19 protein-coding genes are annotated in these 14488 nt (G+C 70.0%); 11 read left to right on the forward strand and 8 right to left on the reverse strand.

Features of this window, described 5'->3' with window-relative positions; translation table 11 throughout:
* The first annotated feature begins 9 nt into the window (after positions 1–9).
* Positions 10–948, forward strand: coding sequence for an SDR family NAD(P)-dependent oxidoreductase (locus BC793_RS40240; protein WP_109601873.1), 939 nt, complete (start codon positions 10–12; stop codon positions 946–948).
* A 48-nt stretch (positions 949–996) separates the two neighbouring features.
* Here the strand turns inward: BC793_RS40240 and BC793_RS40245 are convergent, their stop codons facing one another.
* From BC793_RS40245 to trxA, 4 genes are all read right to left on the reverse strand, one after another.
* Positions 997–1545 (reverse strand): DUF4190 domain-containing protein, encoded by a 549-nt coding sequence (locus tag BC793_RS40245; RefSeq protein ID WP_109601874.1) that lies wholly within the window; start codon positions 1543–1545, stop codon positions 997–999.
* 87 nt (positions 1546–1632) lie between these two features.
* Positions 1633–2040, reverse strand: coding sequence for a CoA-binding protein (locus tag BC793_RS40250; protein WP_109601875.1), 408 nt, complete (start codon positions 2038–2040; stop codon positions 1633–1635).
* A 67-nt stretch (positions 2041–2107) separates the two neighbouring features.
* Positions 2108–4036 carry an intein-containing Rv2578c family radical SAM protein gene (locus tag BC793_RS40255; protein ID WP_109601876.1) on the reverse strand — a complete coding sequence of 643 codons (1929 nt, stop codon included), beginning with the start codon at positions 4034–4036 and terminating at the stop codon, positions 2108–2110.
* 126 nt (positions 4037–4162) lie between these two features.
* Positions 4163–4609, reverse strand: coding sequence for a thioredoxin (gene trxA, locus BC793_RS40260; RefSeq protein WP_109601877.1), 447 nt, complete (start codon positions 4607–4609; stop codon positions 4163–4165).
* A 521-nt stretch (positions 4610–5130) separates the two neighbouring features.
* Here trxA and BC793_RS40265 point away from each other — a divergent pair.
* The 7 genes from BC793_RS40265 to BC793_RS40290 all read left to right on the forward strand — a co-directional run bounded on the left by BC793_RS40265 (position 5131) and on the right by BC793_RS40290 (position 10102).
* Complete coding sequence (locus tag BC793_RS40265) at positions 5131–5763, forward strand: TrmH family RNA methyltransferase (RefSeq protein ID WP_109601878.1); 633 nt, start codon at positions 5131–5133, stop codon at positions 5761–5763.
* Between the two features lie 78 nt (positions 5764–5841).
* Complete coding sequence (locus BC793_RS40270) at positions 5842–6504, forward strand: DUF6758 family protein (protein ID WP_346265301.1); 663 nt, start codon at positions 5842–5844, stop codon at positions 6502–6504.
* 129 nt (positions 6505–6633) lie between these two features.
* Positions 6634–6792, forward strand: a complete 159-nt coding sequence (locus tag BC793_RS50415; protein ID WP_170167336.1) for a hypothetical protein — start codon at positions 6634–6636, stop codon at positions 6790–6792.
* 9 nt (positions 6793–6801) lie between these two features.
* A complete protein-coding gene (locus tag BC793_RS40275) occupies positions 6802–7617 on the forward strand; it encodes a PH domain-containing protein (protein ID WP_109601880.1) in 816 nt (271 codons plus the stop codon).
* A gap of 41 nt (positions 7618–7658) precedes the next feature.
* The gene (locus BC793_RS40280; protein WP_109601896.1) at positions 7659–8513 is read left to right on the forward strand and encodes a PHP domain-containing protein; all 855 of its coding nucleotides are present in this window, start codon (positions 7659–7661) and stop codon (positions 8511–8513) included.
* A 51-nt stretch (positions 8514–8564) separates the two neighbouring features.
* Positions 8565–9182, forward strand: coding sequence for a MarC family protein (locus tag BC793_RS40285; RefSeq protein ID WP_109601881.1), 618 nt, complete (start codon positions 8565–8567; stop codon positions 9180–9182).
* Between the two features lie 95 nt (positions 9183–9277).
* Positions 9278–10102 carry a RecB family exonuclease gene (locus BC793_RS40290; protein WP_109601882.1) on the forward strand — a complete coding sequence of 275 codons (825 nt, stop codon included), beginning with the start codon at positions 9278–9280 and terminating at the stop codon, positions 10100–10102.
* 86 nt (positions 10103–10188) lie between these two features.
* Here BC793_RS40290 and BC793_RS40295 read toward each other — a convergent pair whose 3' ends face one another.
* Entirely contained in the window at positions 10189–11043 is an 855-nt protein-coding gene (locus BC793_RS40295) for an oxygenase MpaB family protein (protein WP_203896549.1), read from the reverse strand.
* 69 nt (positions 11044–11112) lie between these two features.
* Entirely contained in the window at positions 11113–11547 is a 435-nt protein-coding gene (locus BC793_RS40300; protein ID WP_109601883.1) for a Fur family transcriptional regulator, read from the reverse strand.
* A 395-nt stretch (positions 11548–11942) separates the two neighbouring features.
* Here BC793_RS40300 and BC793_RS40305 point away from each other — a divergent pair, with 395 nt between their 5' ends.
* Positions 11943–12392 carry a hypothetical protein gene (locus tag BC793_RS40305; protein WP_239170561.1) on the forward strand — a complete coding sequence of 150 codons (450 nt, stop codon included), beginning with the start codon at positions 11943–11945 and terminating at the stop codon, positions 12390–12392.
* A gap of 196 nt (positions 12393–12588) precedes the next feature.
* Here the strand turns inward: BC793_RS40305 and BC793_RS40310 are convergent, their stop codons facing one another.
* Positions 12589–12915 carry a translation initiation factor 2 gene (locus BC793_RS40310; RefSeq protein WP_170167337.1) on the reverse strand — a complete coding sequence of 109 codons (327 nt, stop codon included), beginning with the start codon at positions 12913–12915 and terminating at the stop codon, positions 12589–12591.
* A gap of 64 nt (positions 12916–12979) precedes the next feature.
* On the opposite strand from BC793_RS40310, the gene BC793_RS40315 reads away from it, so the two are divergent.
* Positions 12980–13159 carry a hypothetical protein gene (locus BC793_RS40315; RefSeq protein WP_109601886.1) on the forward strand — a complete coding sequence of 60 codons (180 nt, stop codon included), beginning with the start codon at positions 12980–12982 and terminating at the stop codon, positions 13157–13159.
* A 105-nt stretch (positions 13160–13264) separates the two neighbouring features.
* Here BC793_RS40315 and BC793_RS40320 read toward each other — a convergent pair whose 3' ends face one another.
* The gene (locus BC793_RS40320; protein WP_239170560.1) at positions 13265–13726 is read right to left on the reverse strand and encodes a hypothetical protein; all 462 of its coding nucleotides are present in this window, start codon (positions 13724–13726) and stop codon (positions 13265–13267) included.
* Positions 13727–14346: 620 nt separating this feature from the next.
* Between BC793_RS40320 and BC793_RS40325 the strand changes: the two genes are divergently transcribed.
* A partial coding sequence (locus BC793_RS40325) for a transposase (protein WP_146246683.1) occupies positions 14347–14488 on the forward strand: 142 nt, incomplete at its 3' end.

Genomic DNA, 14488 nt, shown 5'->3' on the forward strand with positions numbered 1-14488 from the left:
GATCGCCGCATGGTCTTCGACGCCCGTTCCACCGGGGGCAGCCCGTCCCGGCGCGACACGACTCGCCCCGCTGCCGGCCGGCCACCCCGCTCCGGCACGCCCGGCACCGACGCGGATCGCCCGGCCGGCTCCGACATGCAGGATCTGGTGGAGGCCGAGTTGGTCGAGGTGTCCGGCGACGCCCCAGTCACGCTCCGGCTGGACGGCAAGGTCGCCCTGGTCACCGGCGCCGGCAGCCCCGACGGGATCGGCTATGCGACGGCCCGCCGCCTCCGTGACCTCGGTGCCCGGGTGGCGATCGTGTCCACCACCCGCCGGATCCATGACCGCGCCACCGAGCTCGGGGTGACCGGCTTCGTCGCCGATCTCACCGACGAGTCCGAGGTCGGTGCCCTCGCCGACGCCATCTCCGACCAGCTCGGCGACGTCGAGGTGCTGGTCAACAACGCCGGTCTCGCGAGCCGGGCCAGTCCCGAGGTGCTGCGGCCGGTCGCCCAGCTCACCTACGACGAGTGGAAGGCGGAGATCGACCGCAACCTGAGCACCGCGTTCCTGTGCAGCCGCGCGTTCTGCGGCAGCATGTCGGAGCGGGGCTGGGGCCGGATCGTGAACCTCGCCGCCACCGCCGGCCCGGTGAACGCGCTGCCCACCGAGGCCGCCTACGCGGCGGCGAAGGCCGGTGTCGTCGGTCTCACCCGGGCGCTGGCCATGGAGCTGGTCGCCGACGGCATCAACGTGAACTGTGTGGCACCCGGCACGATCTACACGGCCGCGTCCACGGTGACCGAGATCAAGCAGGGCCTGGGTACGCCGATCGGCCGTCCCGGAACACCCGACGAGGTGGCCGCGGCGGTGGCGTTCCTCTGCTCGCCGGCCGCGTCCTACATCACCGGCCAGATGCTGGTCGTCGACGGCGGCAACAGCGTCCGCGAGGCCCAGTTCCGCTGACCGGCGGTTCGCCAGGGGACCGGTCCGGCCGGCCCCCTGGCACCGTGGTCAGAAGGTGGTGGTCACGTTGGTGCCCTCGGCGATCGCCCAGATGAAGATGGCGGCATAGAAGAGCGCCGTGACGACGCCGATCACGGTCAGGATGTAGCCGACCCACAGGCCGGCCGTGGCCAGTCCTTCGCCGCCCTCACCGGTCTCGCGGATCTGCCTCTTCGCGAGGTGGCCCAGCACGACGCCGACCGGGGCGCTGATGCAGGTCACGACACCGGCGATCGAGCACACCAGGGACGCGATGGCCATTGCGCTGGTGTTCTGCGGCCCGTACGAAGCCCCGTAGCCGGGCGGCCCGAACGGTGACTTGGCCGGCGGCGGGTAGCCCGGCGGCGGGCCATAGGCGGGGCCGCCGCCGTACGGAGGAGGCGGCGGGTAGCCCGAGCCGCTCGACGGCGCCGGACTCGTCGGCGTGTAGGGCGGCGGGTACGACGGCGTCGGGTCCGGGGGCGGAGGCTGCACGGCCTGGTAGGGGTCCAAGGGCCGGTACGGATCCGACGGCCGGTACGGATCCGGTGGCTGGTACGGATCCGGTGGATAGGTCATGGAACGTCCTCCTAAAGTCCTCGCACCGTCTAGCGGGTGGAGGAGGCCGACAGCGTACGGCCGGGTGTCACCTGGGGTTTCTCCGCCTCAGGACAGCCGGGTGAGCCGGCCCACCGCACGCTCCACGGCGAGGCACCGGTCCTCGACGTAGTCGATCCCGGCGGCCTCGGCGAGCCGGCGCGCCTCAGCCGAGACGATGCCGCTCTGCAGCCACACTGCCGGCGCCTTGATCGCGACGGCCTGCCGCACCACGTCCACCGCGTCCCGCGCCGGGCGGAAGATGTTCACCAGGTCGACCGGCTCGTCCAGGTCGGCCAGCGTGGGCACCGCCGGGATGCCGAACACCTCGTCGACGAACGGGTTGACCGGCCGGATCCGCCACCCGTGCCGGAGGATCTGCAATGGCACGGTGTGCGATGGCTTGTACGGGTCGCGGGACGCTCCGACCACCGCGATGACCTTGGCGTCGGCGAGGATCTGCTGAGCACTCCGCATGCCTCAACTGTATGCCGGGCGATCTTCGTCGGCACGGGGTGAGCCGCCCGGTGCCGGGTTCACGGCGTCACAGCAGGGTGAGCTGGTCGGAGCCGGCCGGCGCCGGGGTGGGCGGCGGCATCCGGCGGGCGGTGGCCGGTGATGGATGGTGCAGGCCGTGCCGGCGGGCCGCCATCCGCACCCGGGCGCCGATCTCGTCCTGGTAGGCCCGGGGCAGGTAGGAGCCGTTGCCGAACAGTTCGCGGTAGCGCGGCCGCAGGTGCGGATGCTCCCGGCCGATCCACGACGCATACCACTCCCGGGCACCCGGCCGCAGATGCAGCGGGAGCGGCGTGACACCGGTGGCGCCGGCCGCGGCGATCTCCGCCACCGTCTCGTCGATCGACTCCTCGGTGTCGGTGAGCCCGGGCAGGATCGGGGCCATCAGCACACCGACCCGGAACCCGGCGTCGGTGAGCCGGCGGACCGCCTCCAGCCGGCGGCGCGGACTGGGGGTGCCCGGCTCGGCCGAACGCCAGACCGTCTCGTCCACGAACCCGACCGAGAACGACAGGTCCACCCGGGTCACCTCGGCCGCCTGCCGGAGCAGGTCGAGATCGCGCAGGATGAGGGTGCCCTTGGTGAGGATGGAGAACGGGTTGGCGTGGTCGCGCAGCGCGGCCAGGATGTCCGGCATCAGCCGGTAACGGCCTTCGGCGCGCTGGTAGACGTCCACATTCGTACCCATGGCGATGGGCGCACCGGACCAGCGTGGGTCGCTCAGCTCCCGCCGGATGAGCTCGCCCGCGTTCACCTTCACCACCACGCGGGTGTCGAAGTCGGTGCCCGCGTCCAGATCGAGATAGGTGTGGGTGTTACGGGCGAAGCAGTTGTGGCTGACCACGCCGTCGGCGATGAAGTCGCCGGTGCCGGTCGAGATGTCGAACAGCGGCAGGGTGAGCCCGAGATCCTCGATGTCGACCACGGTGAGCCGCCGCTCCCGGCGCACGCCCACCCCGGAGGCGTCCAGCGGCGCCATCGAGGCGCCGGTCAGGTGCCGGAACCGGAGGGCGGCGTCGAGATGCCGCTCGGTCTCCACCCGCCCGACCGTGCCGGGCCGCACCGGACCCGGGCCCCGGGCGACCAGGCCGAGACAGGTCAGCGCCTCCGCCACCCGCCGCAGGTAGGGCAGGTCGCCACACGCGAACGTGACGGCCAGCCGGTCGGTGCTGCCGACCGCGCCGAACGCGCCGGCCAGGAAGCCGCGGAACCAGTCGTCGGTCGGTGACTCGGGCCAGCGCACCGCCTCGGTCAGCGAGACGTCGTCGAGATAGCCGTCGGCCCGCACCCAGGCGTCGCTCTCGACCGCCGTCCCACCGTCGGCGGCGTCACCCCGGACCAGCCCGCAGACGAACCCGGCCTGATAGTCCGGCGACTCCTTGGGGGGATCGGCGAACCGGCCCACCCCGAACATCAGGTCACCGATCGCCAGGGCCGGCTGATGCGGCTCGGCCGGGCTGACGTGCCGCCAGCCGCGGTCGGTGAGGAACCGGTGCTCGCCGCTGCCGACCAGCCGGGTGCCGTCGGCCAGGGTGACCCGGAACGCGCGTTTGCTCGTCTCCCAGTGGTCGAGCACCGTGGTCGGCACGTAGCGGCGGTGCGCCCCGGCGCCCATGGTGCCCATCACCGCGTCGCCGGGACGGATCTGCGCCAGCGGCCGCGTGGAGCCGTCGGCGAGCAGGATCGGCGTGTCTCCGGCCAGGCAGTAGGTGCAGGCGTGGGAGCAGCCGCGATAGGGGTTGACGGTCCACTCGAACGGCACCCGTGACTGCCCCGGCACCCGGTTGATCAGGGATTTGGCGCGCACCTCGTAGAAGGTCATGCCCGCGAACCCCGGTGTGTCGAAGGTGCGGACGGTCGCGCCGGGCAGCGCCAGCGGCAGGGGTGGAGCCGCCGACGCCGCCCTGTCCACGAGCGTGGTGTCACCGGGCCGAGCCGACAGATGGGACCATCGCATGGCGAGTATTCGAACACATGTTCTAGTCCGTGTCCATGACCTTGCTCGAACAGGTGTACACAGCGGAGCGTACGCCGAAAGGCCCGCGGATCGGGTGATCCACGGGCCTTTTCGTTCGGTACGGGGTCAGCTGCGGCCGGCCGCAGCCTCTTCCTTGGCGGGCTCCTCGTCGGTCTTCGCCGGAGCGGCCTCGGCCGGCTCGGCGTGGGCGCCCTTGCGGTGTGCGGCCATCTGCTCGCGCACCTCGGCCATGTCGAGACCCTGAACCTTCTCGATCAGGTTCTCCAGGGACGACTCGGGGAGCGCTCCGGGCTGGGCGAAGACCACGACGCCATCGCGGATCGCCATGATCGTCGGGATCGAGCGGATGTCGAACTTGGCGGCGAGCATCTGCTCGGCCTCGGTGTCGACCTTTCCGAAGGTGATCTCCGGGTGCTTCTCCGAGGAGCGCTCGTAGGTCGGCGCGAAGCGGACGCAGGGCCCGCACCAGCTGGCCCAGAAGTCGACCAGGACGATGCCGTCCTTGCTGGTGACCTCGTCGAAGTTAGCTGTGGTCAGCGTAACCGTCGCCATGATGCCTCCGTCTGCGGGAATCGCTTTCGTCGGGTGAAACTCCGGGTACCCGTTAGTCATTCCCGGGCTGAGCGCCACGACACGTGGCGTGCGGCACGTTCCCGGTTTTGTACCCGTAAACGACACGGGCCGCCCCAGCGTAACTGAAAGTAGGCGCTCGGTGTCTGGTTGCTGACTCGATTGAGTTGGCGTTTCGATACCAGATCTTGTTATTCAGGTGATTTGCCCTGGCAGCGCGGCCACAGTGGGAGCGATCCCGGATGTCGAAAGAAATAGTTAACTAACCTAAATGTGAGCTGCCTCACAAACGAAAGTCCTTCACATGGATACGGACGGTAAGGCAAACTCTTTCCCAACAGAGCGTGGGCGGCGGGTGCCGGGGAGGGCCCCGCCGCTCATTGCGTCTCCTGCCGTTTCGACTCGGCATTCGATCTCGCTCGTACCCGCTCCGCATACCGGCTCCGGCGTCCGCCGTGATCACTTGTCGGTGACCCGCGGTCGAATCGGTAGCCTAACGCCCCATGACTGCGGGCGAGGACGAATCCACCGAGGTCGGCGTGGGCCCGTGGACGGGTGAGCTGCCGGCCGGCGACCACTGGGACCCCGAGTTGCTGGAGCACGGCGACCGGCGCAACGTGGTGGACCGCTACCGCTACTGGAGTCGCGAGGCGGTGGTGGCCGACCTCGACACCCGCCGGCACGGCTTCCACGTCGCGATCGAGAACTGGCAGCACGACTTCAACATCGGCACCGTGGTGCGCAACGCCAACGCCTTCCTCGCCGCCGAGGTGCACATCGTCGGGCAGCGCCGGTGGAACCGCCGGGGCGCCATGGTCACCGACCGGTACCAGCACGTGCGGCACCATCCGTCGATCGAGGACTTCGTGACCTGGGCGGCCGCCGAGGATCTGCCGATCATCGGGATCGACAACCTGCCCGGCTCGCGCCCGATGGAGACGACCACGCTGCCGCGCCGCTGCGTCCTGCTCTTCGGTCAGGAGGGCCCGGGTCTGTCCGACCCCGCCCGGAAGGCCTGCGATCAGCTCTTCTCGATCGCCCAGTACGGCTCGACCCGCTCGATCAACGCCGGGGTGGCCAGCGGGATCGCCATGCACGCGTGGATCCGGGCGCATGCCGGGCCACCGCCGGAGTGACCTGGATCGGCCCCTCTTCGGCCGATTCGCTTGACGGCACGCCGCGCGACCACCACGGTATGGAGTGTGGGTGTCACGGTGAGTTGCCCTAGATGCGCTGCTCAGGTCCGGAAGCCGGATCTGATGCACAGCAGCTGGCGATGCAACGACTGTGGTGACGTTCCGCCGTTCCACGTCGCCGAGCACATCAGCGCGGAGATAGTCGGGACGGTGCTGCGGGAATCGGCGACCAGTGCGGAGCGGATACCGCTCTGGTGTCCCTGGCCGCTGCCGTCCGGGTGGATGGTCACCGGGGTGGGCTGGTCGGGTGACGACCGGTTCGGGGTCCGGGCCACGGTCCTCGCCTGCAGCGGTCCGGAACCCCTCGGCGGCGGGCCCGCGGACCTGGTGCTGATCGCCGAACAACCCGGCGTCGGCCTGGGTACACGGTTCGCCGGCATCCCCGGTCTCGACCCCGGGCACCTGCTCTCCGAGGCGCTCGCGGATCGCGGCTCCCACGCCGGTCCACATGCGAAGATCAAGGCGGCGGGACACCCCACTCCACTGTGGTGTGTCAAGTCTCCGGAGGATCGCAGCGCGTACGTGAGTGAGGCAAAAGGAATGTGGCTCTATGCGGTAGCGTGGCCCGCGAGCGCGGGCTATCTTCTCGCGGAGCACGTCGTGCTGCACGATCTCTCCGAGGGTGTGCCGCCCGAGCTCGTGTTCGGGGCGCCGTCGCCCTACCTGCACGGTCGCGCCTGATCACTGAGGTGTGACCGGTCGCAATGGCAATCGACTTTCTGGCCACTTTGTTCACACGAAGCGACGAAGCTGATACCGTCGGTATTGCCGCGGCGCTGAACGTAACCCGCACCGGAGGAGAAGGCCCCCATGGTCAAGAAGGTCCTCACCTGGCTTGGTATTGCATTCTTGATCTTCTTCATCGCCTTCAACCCGACTGCCGCGGCGTCGGTGTTCGAGTCACTCGGAGGCACGATCGCCGACATCGCCGAGGGCTTCGGCACTTTCTTCACCGACCTCGTCGCATAGCATCTCTACATGGATCCTGGTGAGCCGCGCGACCTGCGAGGTGAGGGCGCCCGTCGCCCTCAGGACGACGACGACAGCTACGGGTGGCGTGACCCCTCGCTGGCCGACGATCCTGGTTACCCGGACGGCGAGCCCTATGAGGACGATCCGGCGTACGGGCGGCGCCGCCGCTCAACCGACGACGTCTTCGACGAGACCGACGAGTATGAGGCGCCGAGCTTCACCGCGGAGGAGCTCGAAGGGCTCGACCGCGGTGGTGGCCCCCGCCGCTTCCTCCCTCTGGAGGACGAGCCGACCACACTCGTCGCCCGCTACCTGTTCCCCACCGAGCGCTATCGCGGCGAGTGGAAACGGCACTGGATCCACCTGGCCAAGCCGATCGGCATCGGCGCCGCCGCCACGCTCCTCCTCGGCTACCTCGCCGGCTTCCTGACCAAGCAGAACATCAACGGCCTCGTCACCGTCGCCGTGCTGATCTGGCTCGGCGTGATCAGCTGGGTGGCCTGGGAGGTCTTCGACTGGTATTTCGACAGGTTCATCCTCACCAACAAGCGCGTGATGGTGGTCAACGGCATCATCACCCGCAAGGTGGCGATGATGCCCCTCCTCCGGGTGACCGACATGAAGTACGAGCAGTCCGCTCTCGGCCGGATGCTGAGCTACGGCACGTTCGTCCTCGAATCGGCCGGCCAGGACCAAGCGTTGCGCGAGGTCAAGCACCTGCCCAACCCCAACGAGCTGTACCTGCGCGTGGTCGAGGAGATGTACGAGCCGCAGGCCGTCGAGGCCCGGCTCGGCAAGGATGACGAGGGAGACGACGCCTGACCTGGACGCCACCCACGGTGGCGTCCAGCGGTAGCGTGACGGTGATGACCAGTATCGACCTGCACTGTCACTCCACCGCCAGCGACGGCACGCTCACCCCGGCCGAACTGGTCCGAGCCGGGGCGGCCGCCGGACTCGACGTCATGGCGATCACCGACCACGACACCACCGGCGGCTGGGACGAGGCGGCCGCCGCCCGGCCCGACGGCCTGCGGCTGGTCCGCGGCGCCGAGCTGTCCTGCCGCTGGCACGGCGCCGAGCCGGCCATCCCGCTGCACCTGCTGGCCTACCTCTTCGATCCGGCCGAACCGGTGCTCGCGGCCGAACTGGCCCGCCTGCGCGAGGACCGGGAGCAGCGCGGCGAACGGATCGTCATCAAACTCCGGGCCGACGGCGTGCCGATCACCTGGGACGAGGTGCGGGGATACGCGGCCGGCGGCTCGGTGGGGCGTCCGCACATCGCGCAGGCGCTGATCCGGGCCGGCCTGGTCAAAACCACGAACGAGGCCTTCGAGTCCGCGTGGCTGGGCGCACGGTACTTCGTACCGAAGACCGACCTTGACGTTTTCGATGCGGTCCGGGCCGTGCGGGAAGCCGGCGGCGTCGCGATCTTCGCCCACCCCCGGGCGACCAAACGCGGCCGGGTGGTGCCCGACGAACTCATCGCCGCCCTGGCCGAGGCCGGGCTCTTCGGCCTGGAGGCCGACCACGAGGACCACTCGCCCGCCGAGCGGGCGCAGGTCAGGGCACTTGCGGACCGGCTCGGCCTCGTCGTCACCGGATCCTCCGACTTCCACGGTACGCACAAGACCGTCCAACTCGGCGCCTTCACCACCGACCCCGCGATGTACGAGAAGATCGTCGCCGCCGCGGCCGGTGTGCCGGTCCTCGGGTGACGCTCGCCGCACCCGACTGCGCCGACGGGTGACGGCCCATAGCCTGCACGGGTGAATGTCAAGCTGTTCGGCGAGTTCTTCGTGACGCTCCTGGTGATCGTCGACCCGCCCGGCATGGTCCCGGTCTTCCTCGGCCTCACCGGAGCGATGCCGGCCAAGGCACGCAACCGGGCCGCGACCCAGGCCGTGCTGCTCGCCCTCGGCGTGATCGTCGGCTTCGCCGTCGCCGGTCAGACCCTCCTCGACTACCTGCACGTCCAGCTGCCCGCCCTCCAGGCAGCCGGTGGCCTGCTGCTCGTGCTGGTGGCGCTGCAACTGCTCACCGGCAAGACCGATGAGCCCGCCGAACAGGGCGGCACCAGCAACGTCGCCCTCGTCCCGATCGGCACCCCGCTGCTGGCCGGGCCCGGCGCCATCGTCGCCACCATGCTGTATGTGCAGCGTGCCGAGAGCGCCGACGAGTACCTGGTCCTCGCCGCCGCGATCTTCGCCGTGATGGCCTGCGTCTGGCTCGTCCTGCGCTTCTCCGGCGGCATCGTCCGGCTGCTCCGGCCGGCCGGCATCGAGGTCCTCACCCGCATCGCGGGCCTGCTCCTGGCGGCCATCGCGGTGCAGCTCATCGCCGATGCGATCAACGCGTTCGTGAAGTCGTACTCCGCGCTGCCCTGACGGAAACTGTCGGGGGGTGCTGGCAGGATGGGAACGTGCCCCCCACACGACGTGCCACCAAGCCCGCCGTTCCCGAGCAGCTCGGTTTCGCCGGCATGCCCGAGCGACTCTTCGTCTGCACGCCGAGCAAGCTCGGGGCCTACACGGACTGCCCCCGGCGGTACCGGTATTCGTATATCGATCGTCCCAGCCCACCCAAGGGCCCGCCGTGGGCGCACAACTCGCTCGGCGCCAGCGTGCACACCGCGCTGAAGAACTGGTATATGGCGCCCACCGAGCGGCGCGTCCCCGAGTCGCTGCCCACCCTGCTCAAGGCCACCTGGGTGCGTGAGGGCTACCGCGACGTCGACCAGGAGCGGGTCGCCTACCAGCGGGCCCTCGACTGGCTGGAGAGCTACGTCGCCACCCTCGACCCGGAGGACGAGCCGCTGGGTGTCGAGCGGGTCGTCGCCGCCAAGACCAGCGTCCTCGCACTCAACGGGCGGGCCGACCGGATCGACACCCGCGTCGGGCCGGCCGGGCCGGAGGCCGTCATCGTCGACTACAAGACCGGCCGGTCCGGGCTCTCGCCCGACGACGCCCGCGGATCCCAGGCGCTCGCGCTGTATGCGTTCGCCACCGAGCGGATGTTCCGCCGACCATGCCGCCGCGTCGAGCTGCACCACCTGCCCACCGGGACGGTCGTGACGCACGAGCACACCGAGGAGTCCCTGGCCCGGCAGGTGCGGCGCGCCGAGGAGACGGCGCAGGACATCATGGCGGCGGAGAAGGCGGTGGCCGGCGGTGCCGATCCGGATGCGGAGTTCCCGGTCAATCCGGGCTCGCTGTGCGGGTGGTGCGACTTCCGCAAGGTGTGCCCGGCCGGCGCTTCCGTGGCGGCCAAGGAGCCGTGGACGGCGGTCGAGCATCTGAGCGCCTGACCTCTGCACGCGGTGTCCGCGCTGCGTCTCGGGTCTCCGCGTTGCCTCTTGCGTCTCCGTGTTGCTTTCTCCGTGCCGCGGATTCGTCAGGCCAGGCCGGCTCTCTCCAGGGCGGCGCGGCGGATCGGGGCCACCTGGTACTGCTGGGGAAGGGTGGCCAGGACGGCGGCGATCAGGGCTCGCAGACCGCGCACCGACAGGCCGGCGGCCAGGTCGGTCGTGGGCCAGCCGAGACCGCCGTAGATCTTGCGGGCCCAGGCCGGCAGCAACCCGATCGCCGTGCTCGCCACACCGAGATAGGCCCAGCGTGCCGGACCGAGCGTGAGCCCCAGACGCAGCGCGAGCCCACCCCAGTGGTCCGGCACCGGCGGCACCGTCAGGAACAGCGCCGCCTCCGCGCCGTCCCGGGTCAACTCGAGCTCCGGCCGCATCGCCGCGAAGTAGGCCTCCACCTCGGCGGCCGTCGACGGCACCGTCGACGGATCCAGACCGACCAGCTCGGCGGACCGCAACTGCTCCGTGTAGTAGCCGTCCACCTCCTCCGGGGTCAGCCGCACCCCGGCCCGGACCCCGGTCGTCAGAAACGACTCCACCTCAGCGACATGCACCCAGCGCAACAGGTCGGGTTCGTCGATGCGGAAGCGCTCACCCGTACCCGGGTCGACAGCCGTCATACCGGCATGCAGCCGCCGCACGCGGCTCGCGGCGCGGTGCACCTCATCGGTGCTGCCGTAGATCACGGTGCCGACGTAGTCGGAGGTGCGGATCAGCCGGCCCCACGGGTCGTCGCGATATCCCGAATTCTGCGCCACCCCGGCCACCGCCCGAGGGTGCAGTGCCTGTAGGTAGAGCGACCGCAGACCGCCCATCATCAGGATCGGCTCCTGATGCAGCTTCCAGGTGACCGAGTCCGGTCCGAACAGGCCTACGTCTTTCGACATGCCATCCAGCGTGCCACGCTTCCGGCCCCGGCACATCCCGCGCGCATCGTCACGGCAGGCGGTGGCCGGTCAGGAGACGATGTCGGCTTCGCGCCGGGCCTGGCAGGGCGGGCACAGGCCCCAGAAGGTGATCTCCGCTTCGGCCAGCTCGAAACCGTGCACCTCGGCCGGCATCAGACATGGTCGCTCGCCCACCGCACAGTCGACGTCGGTGATCGCCCCGCAGCCACGGCACACGATGTGGTGGTGGTTGTCGCCGGCCCGGGCCTCATAACGCGCCGGGCCGCCGGACGGCTCGATCCGCCGGGCCAGCCCCGCCCGGGACAGCGCGCCGAGCACGTCATAGATCGCCTGCGTCGACACCGAGTCGAGCCGGCCCCGCACCCGCTGGGCGATCTCGTCCACCTCGAGATGCCCGCCACCGGTCAGAATCTCGAGCACGGCGAGGCGGGGACGGGTGACCCGCAAACCGTGCTCACGCAGGAGTTCCGCACCGGTCGACATTCATCCATGACAACACGCGCGCCCGAATTCACCAACCCGGATGGCGGTCCCATCCGGGCCGCTGTGGCCGGGAGCGTGACGACCGGCCCAGGTGGTCGCCGACGACTTCGACGGTCGTCGGGACGTGCGCCGGTCGTACCCCGGTCGTTCGGGACGTGCGTCGGCCGTACCCCGGTCGTTCGGGACGTGCCGCCGGTCGTACCCCGTTCGTTCCAGACGTGCCGCCGGTCGTACCCCGGTGAAGTCCTGGGGATGCGGTTAGATCACGACTTGGCCCTCAGGGGATGTTTGCGCAGTCAGACGACTCCTAAGCTGGCCTACACCCGGAGCGCCACCGCTCGAAGCGCTGCCGGGAATGAGGAGGAATGGTGTTAGACCAGGTCAACGGTTTGCCGGTGCACGTTCTCGTGCTCCACGCCGCCGTCATATTCGTGCCTCTGCTGGCCCTGGGCGCGATCGTCTACGGGTTCGCCGCAGCCCTGCGCCCCCGGATCGGCTGGGCGGTGGCGTTGCTGGCCGTCGTCGCGCCGGTCGCCGCCCTGATCACCAAGCTTTCCGGAACCGAGTTCTACAACCGCCTGCTCAGCGCGGAGAGCGTCTCCCCGAAGGGCAAGGAGATCCTCGACGGGCACATGTCGAACGGCACGACCACGTTCTGGCTCACCCTCGCCCTCGGCGTGCTCAGCCTGATCCTGGTTGTTCTGACCGCCCGTAACCCGCGCGCCCTCCCGAAGATCGTCGACCTGGCCTTCGCCGTGGTCCTGCTGGTCCTGGGCGGTCTGAGCGCCTGGTACCTCTATGAGACCGGCGATTCAGGCGCGACCGCCGTGTGGGGAACTTACTGACCGTCGCTCGTCCGTCCCGGCTTCGGTGTCGGGCCGCCGGCCCCTGTCCGAGGGCCGGCGGTCCACCCGGCATCCAGGTCAGTAGACCAGGCGGGCGTAGTCGGGTCAGAGGATCAGGCGGGCGTAGCCGGGTCAGGGTGTAGCCGGGTCAGGGTGCAGCCGGGTCGGGGCGTAGCCGGGCCAGGGCGTAGCCGGGTCAGAAGATCAGGCGGGCGCAGAGCAGGCAGACGATGATGAGGGCGATGGCGCCGGCGACCAGGCCGATGCCGTAGGTGACGGTTCGTGCCGAGCCCTCCGCGTCGTCGAGAGCCTCGAAGTTCTGCGGCGGCAACTGCCGGGGCGACGGAGGATGAGCGATCGTCGGCGGCCGCCAGTCGGCCGGCGGCGGATCGGCACGTGGCGGTCCCTGATAGTCGGCGGGCCGAGCCGGTGGGACAGGCTCGGGCCGGCCGAGCGGCTCGGCAGCCGGATCGGGCCGCTGCCAGTACGCGTCATCGTCCGGGACGCTGGTGGGGGAGCTCACGTTCACCGACGGTACAACCGGAGGGGGACGACGGCCGCGCCGCTGTCGGCTTACCCTCTTAGTCGTGGACATCCTGGACGACCCTGAGCGTGACAACGACGCCGAGCGTGAGGTCGATTTCGAGTCCGAAGAGGCTCCGGTGCTGCCCGAGCAGACCCGAGACGACACCGAGCGCGGCTGGGGCGAGCATTCCTCCTCCAATGACGACCGCCTGCTCGAGGACCGTCCGCCACACTGGGGCTGATCTCCCTCTGCCGGGTCGACCTGCCCGGCGTGTTGCGTCACCCTGACGATGCCTCCTCTCGCCGAGCCGTCGCGTCCGATGCCACTTCCGGCGCGAGAGGTCGGATCAGTCCGGGCGGATCACGATGGCGAAACCTCGACCCGAGGTGGCTACCGCCTGCTTCGCCTCATCCGGGTGGAGCGCCAGAAGCAGCCCGCCGGCCACCGGGTCGTCGGCGCCGGTCACTTCCAGGACCAGGGCCGCGCTGGCTACCGCGGTGGTGCGGTCGCGTTCGCCGTCGATCCGGAGCAGGTCCACCCGATTGCCGGGGCGGACCACGGTCAGCGCCGTGGGATCGGCCAGCCGGACCGGCACCCCGACACTTCCCGGTGGGATCGGCCTGGTGGTGGCTCGCGCCGGGCCCGGTGAGGAGGACATCCGCCCGGACGGTTCGGACGTCTGTGGTGTGGCGCCGGTCGGGACGCATCCGGTCGGTTTGAGCCAGAGGACCGCGGCGGCCGTGATCAACAACATGGCGACCGAGACCAGGCGCAGCAGGGTGCCACGGCTCGGCCGGCGCCATCGCACGGGGTCAAGACGCTCATCGGCCGGCGCCGGTCTCTTGCGGGGCATCAGACCTCCAAGTCTTTCGCCTGTCCGGCAGGAAGCCGGAACGTCTTACCTGTTCAAGCCGGGACGTCTTGCCTGTTCGAGCCGGAACGCCTTACCGGTTCAAGCCGGGACGTCTTGCCTTTTCGAGCCGGGATTTCTTCACCTCTTCAAGCCCGGAAGCCGAGACGTCTTCACCCTGATCAAGCCCGGAAATCAGATGCGTTTGCCTGATCGAGCCCGAATCAGCCTGACGACGCCTCCCGCCCGGAATCGCCGATCGGGCGAGGCGGTGGGGGACGGAACGTTGTTGGGGGGACGTGGGCGGACGGCTCTGGTCGAGGAGAGGACAGGTGCAGTCAGGCGGACGGAGCCCGGCGGCCGTCGGCGGGCGCCTCGGACCGTCATGGGCAGTCGTTCGGCTCCGTTGCGGAACGGCTTGTCAAAGGCGTCCGCCGACGGCTGCGGCCGACGTTAGGTGCGGGGCACGGTTCGGCGCTGCGTCGCTGTGGACAACTCGACCCTGTGGAAAATGCGCCGTCATCCTGTGGACCTTGCTAGGCCGTGTCCTGCCGATCAGTTGATCAGTTCTGGTTGATGTGTCGGGTGTTGGTCGTGGCGAGTTGACGGATAAGGCCTGGACGGTGATCGAGCCGGTGTTGCCGGTTCCTGGCCGTCGGTGCGGGCGGTGGCGTGATCACCGGCAGGTGATCAACGGGATTCTGTGGAAGACACGGACCG

Origin of the sequence: Actinoplanes xinjiangensis, from assembly GCF_003148685.1 — a bacterium.
GTDB lineage: Bacteria > Actinomycetota > Actinomycetes > Mycobacteriales > Micromonosporaceae > Actinoplanes > Actinoplanes xinjiangensis.

Excerpts from the sequence above, each read along its gene's own strand:
- BC793_RS40240 (WP_109601873.1), top strand. The coding sequence starts at position 10 with ATGGTCTTCGACGCCCGTTCCACCGGGGGCAGCCCGTCCCGGCGCGAC.
- BC793_RS40245 (WP_109601874.1), bottom strand. The coding sequence starts at position 1,545 with ATGACCTATCCACCGGATCCGTACCAGCCACCGGATCCGTACCGGCCG.
- BC793_RS40250 (WP_109601875.1), bottom strand. The coding sequence starts at position 2,040 with ATGCGGAGTGCTCAGCAGATCCTCGCCGACGCCAAGGTCATCGCGGTG.
- BC793_RS40255 (WP_109601876.1), bottom strand. The coding sequence starts at position 4,036 with ATGCGATGGTCCCATCTGTCGGCTCGGCCCGGTGACACCACGCTCGTG.
- trxA (WP_109601877.1), bottom strand. The coding sequence starts at position 4,609 with ATGGCGACGGTTACGCTGACCACAGCTAACTTCGACGAGGTCACCAGC.
- BC793_RS40265 (WP_109601878.1), top strand. The coding sequence starts at position 5,131 with ATGACTGCGGGCGAGGACGAATCCACCGAGGTCGGCGTGGGCCCGTGG.
- BC793_RS50415 (WP_170167336.1), top strand. The coding sequence starts at position 6,634 with ATGGTCAAGAAGGTCCTCACCTGGCTTGGTATTGCATTCTTGATCTTC.
- BC793_RS40275 (WP_109601880.1), top strand. The coding sequence starts at position 6,802 with ATGGATCCTGGTGAGCCGCGCGACCTGCGAGGTGAGGGCGCCCGTCGC.
- BC793_RS40290 (WP_109601882.1), top strand. The coding sequence starts at position 9,278 with ATGCCCGAGCGACTCTTCGTCTGCACGCCGAGCAAGCTCGGGGCCTAC.
- BC793_RS40295 (WP_203896549.1), bottom strand. The coding sequence starts at position 11,043 with ATGTCGAAAGACGTAGGCCTGTTCGGACCGGACTCGGTCACCTGGAAG.
- BC793_RS40300 (WP_109601883.1), bottom strand. The coding sequence starts at position 11,547 with ATGTCGACCGGTGCGGAACTCCTGCGTGAGCACGGTTTGCGGGTCACC.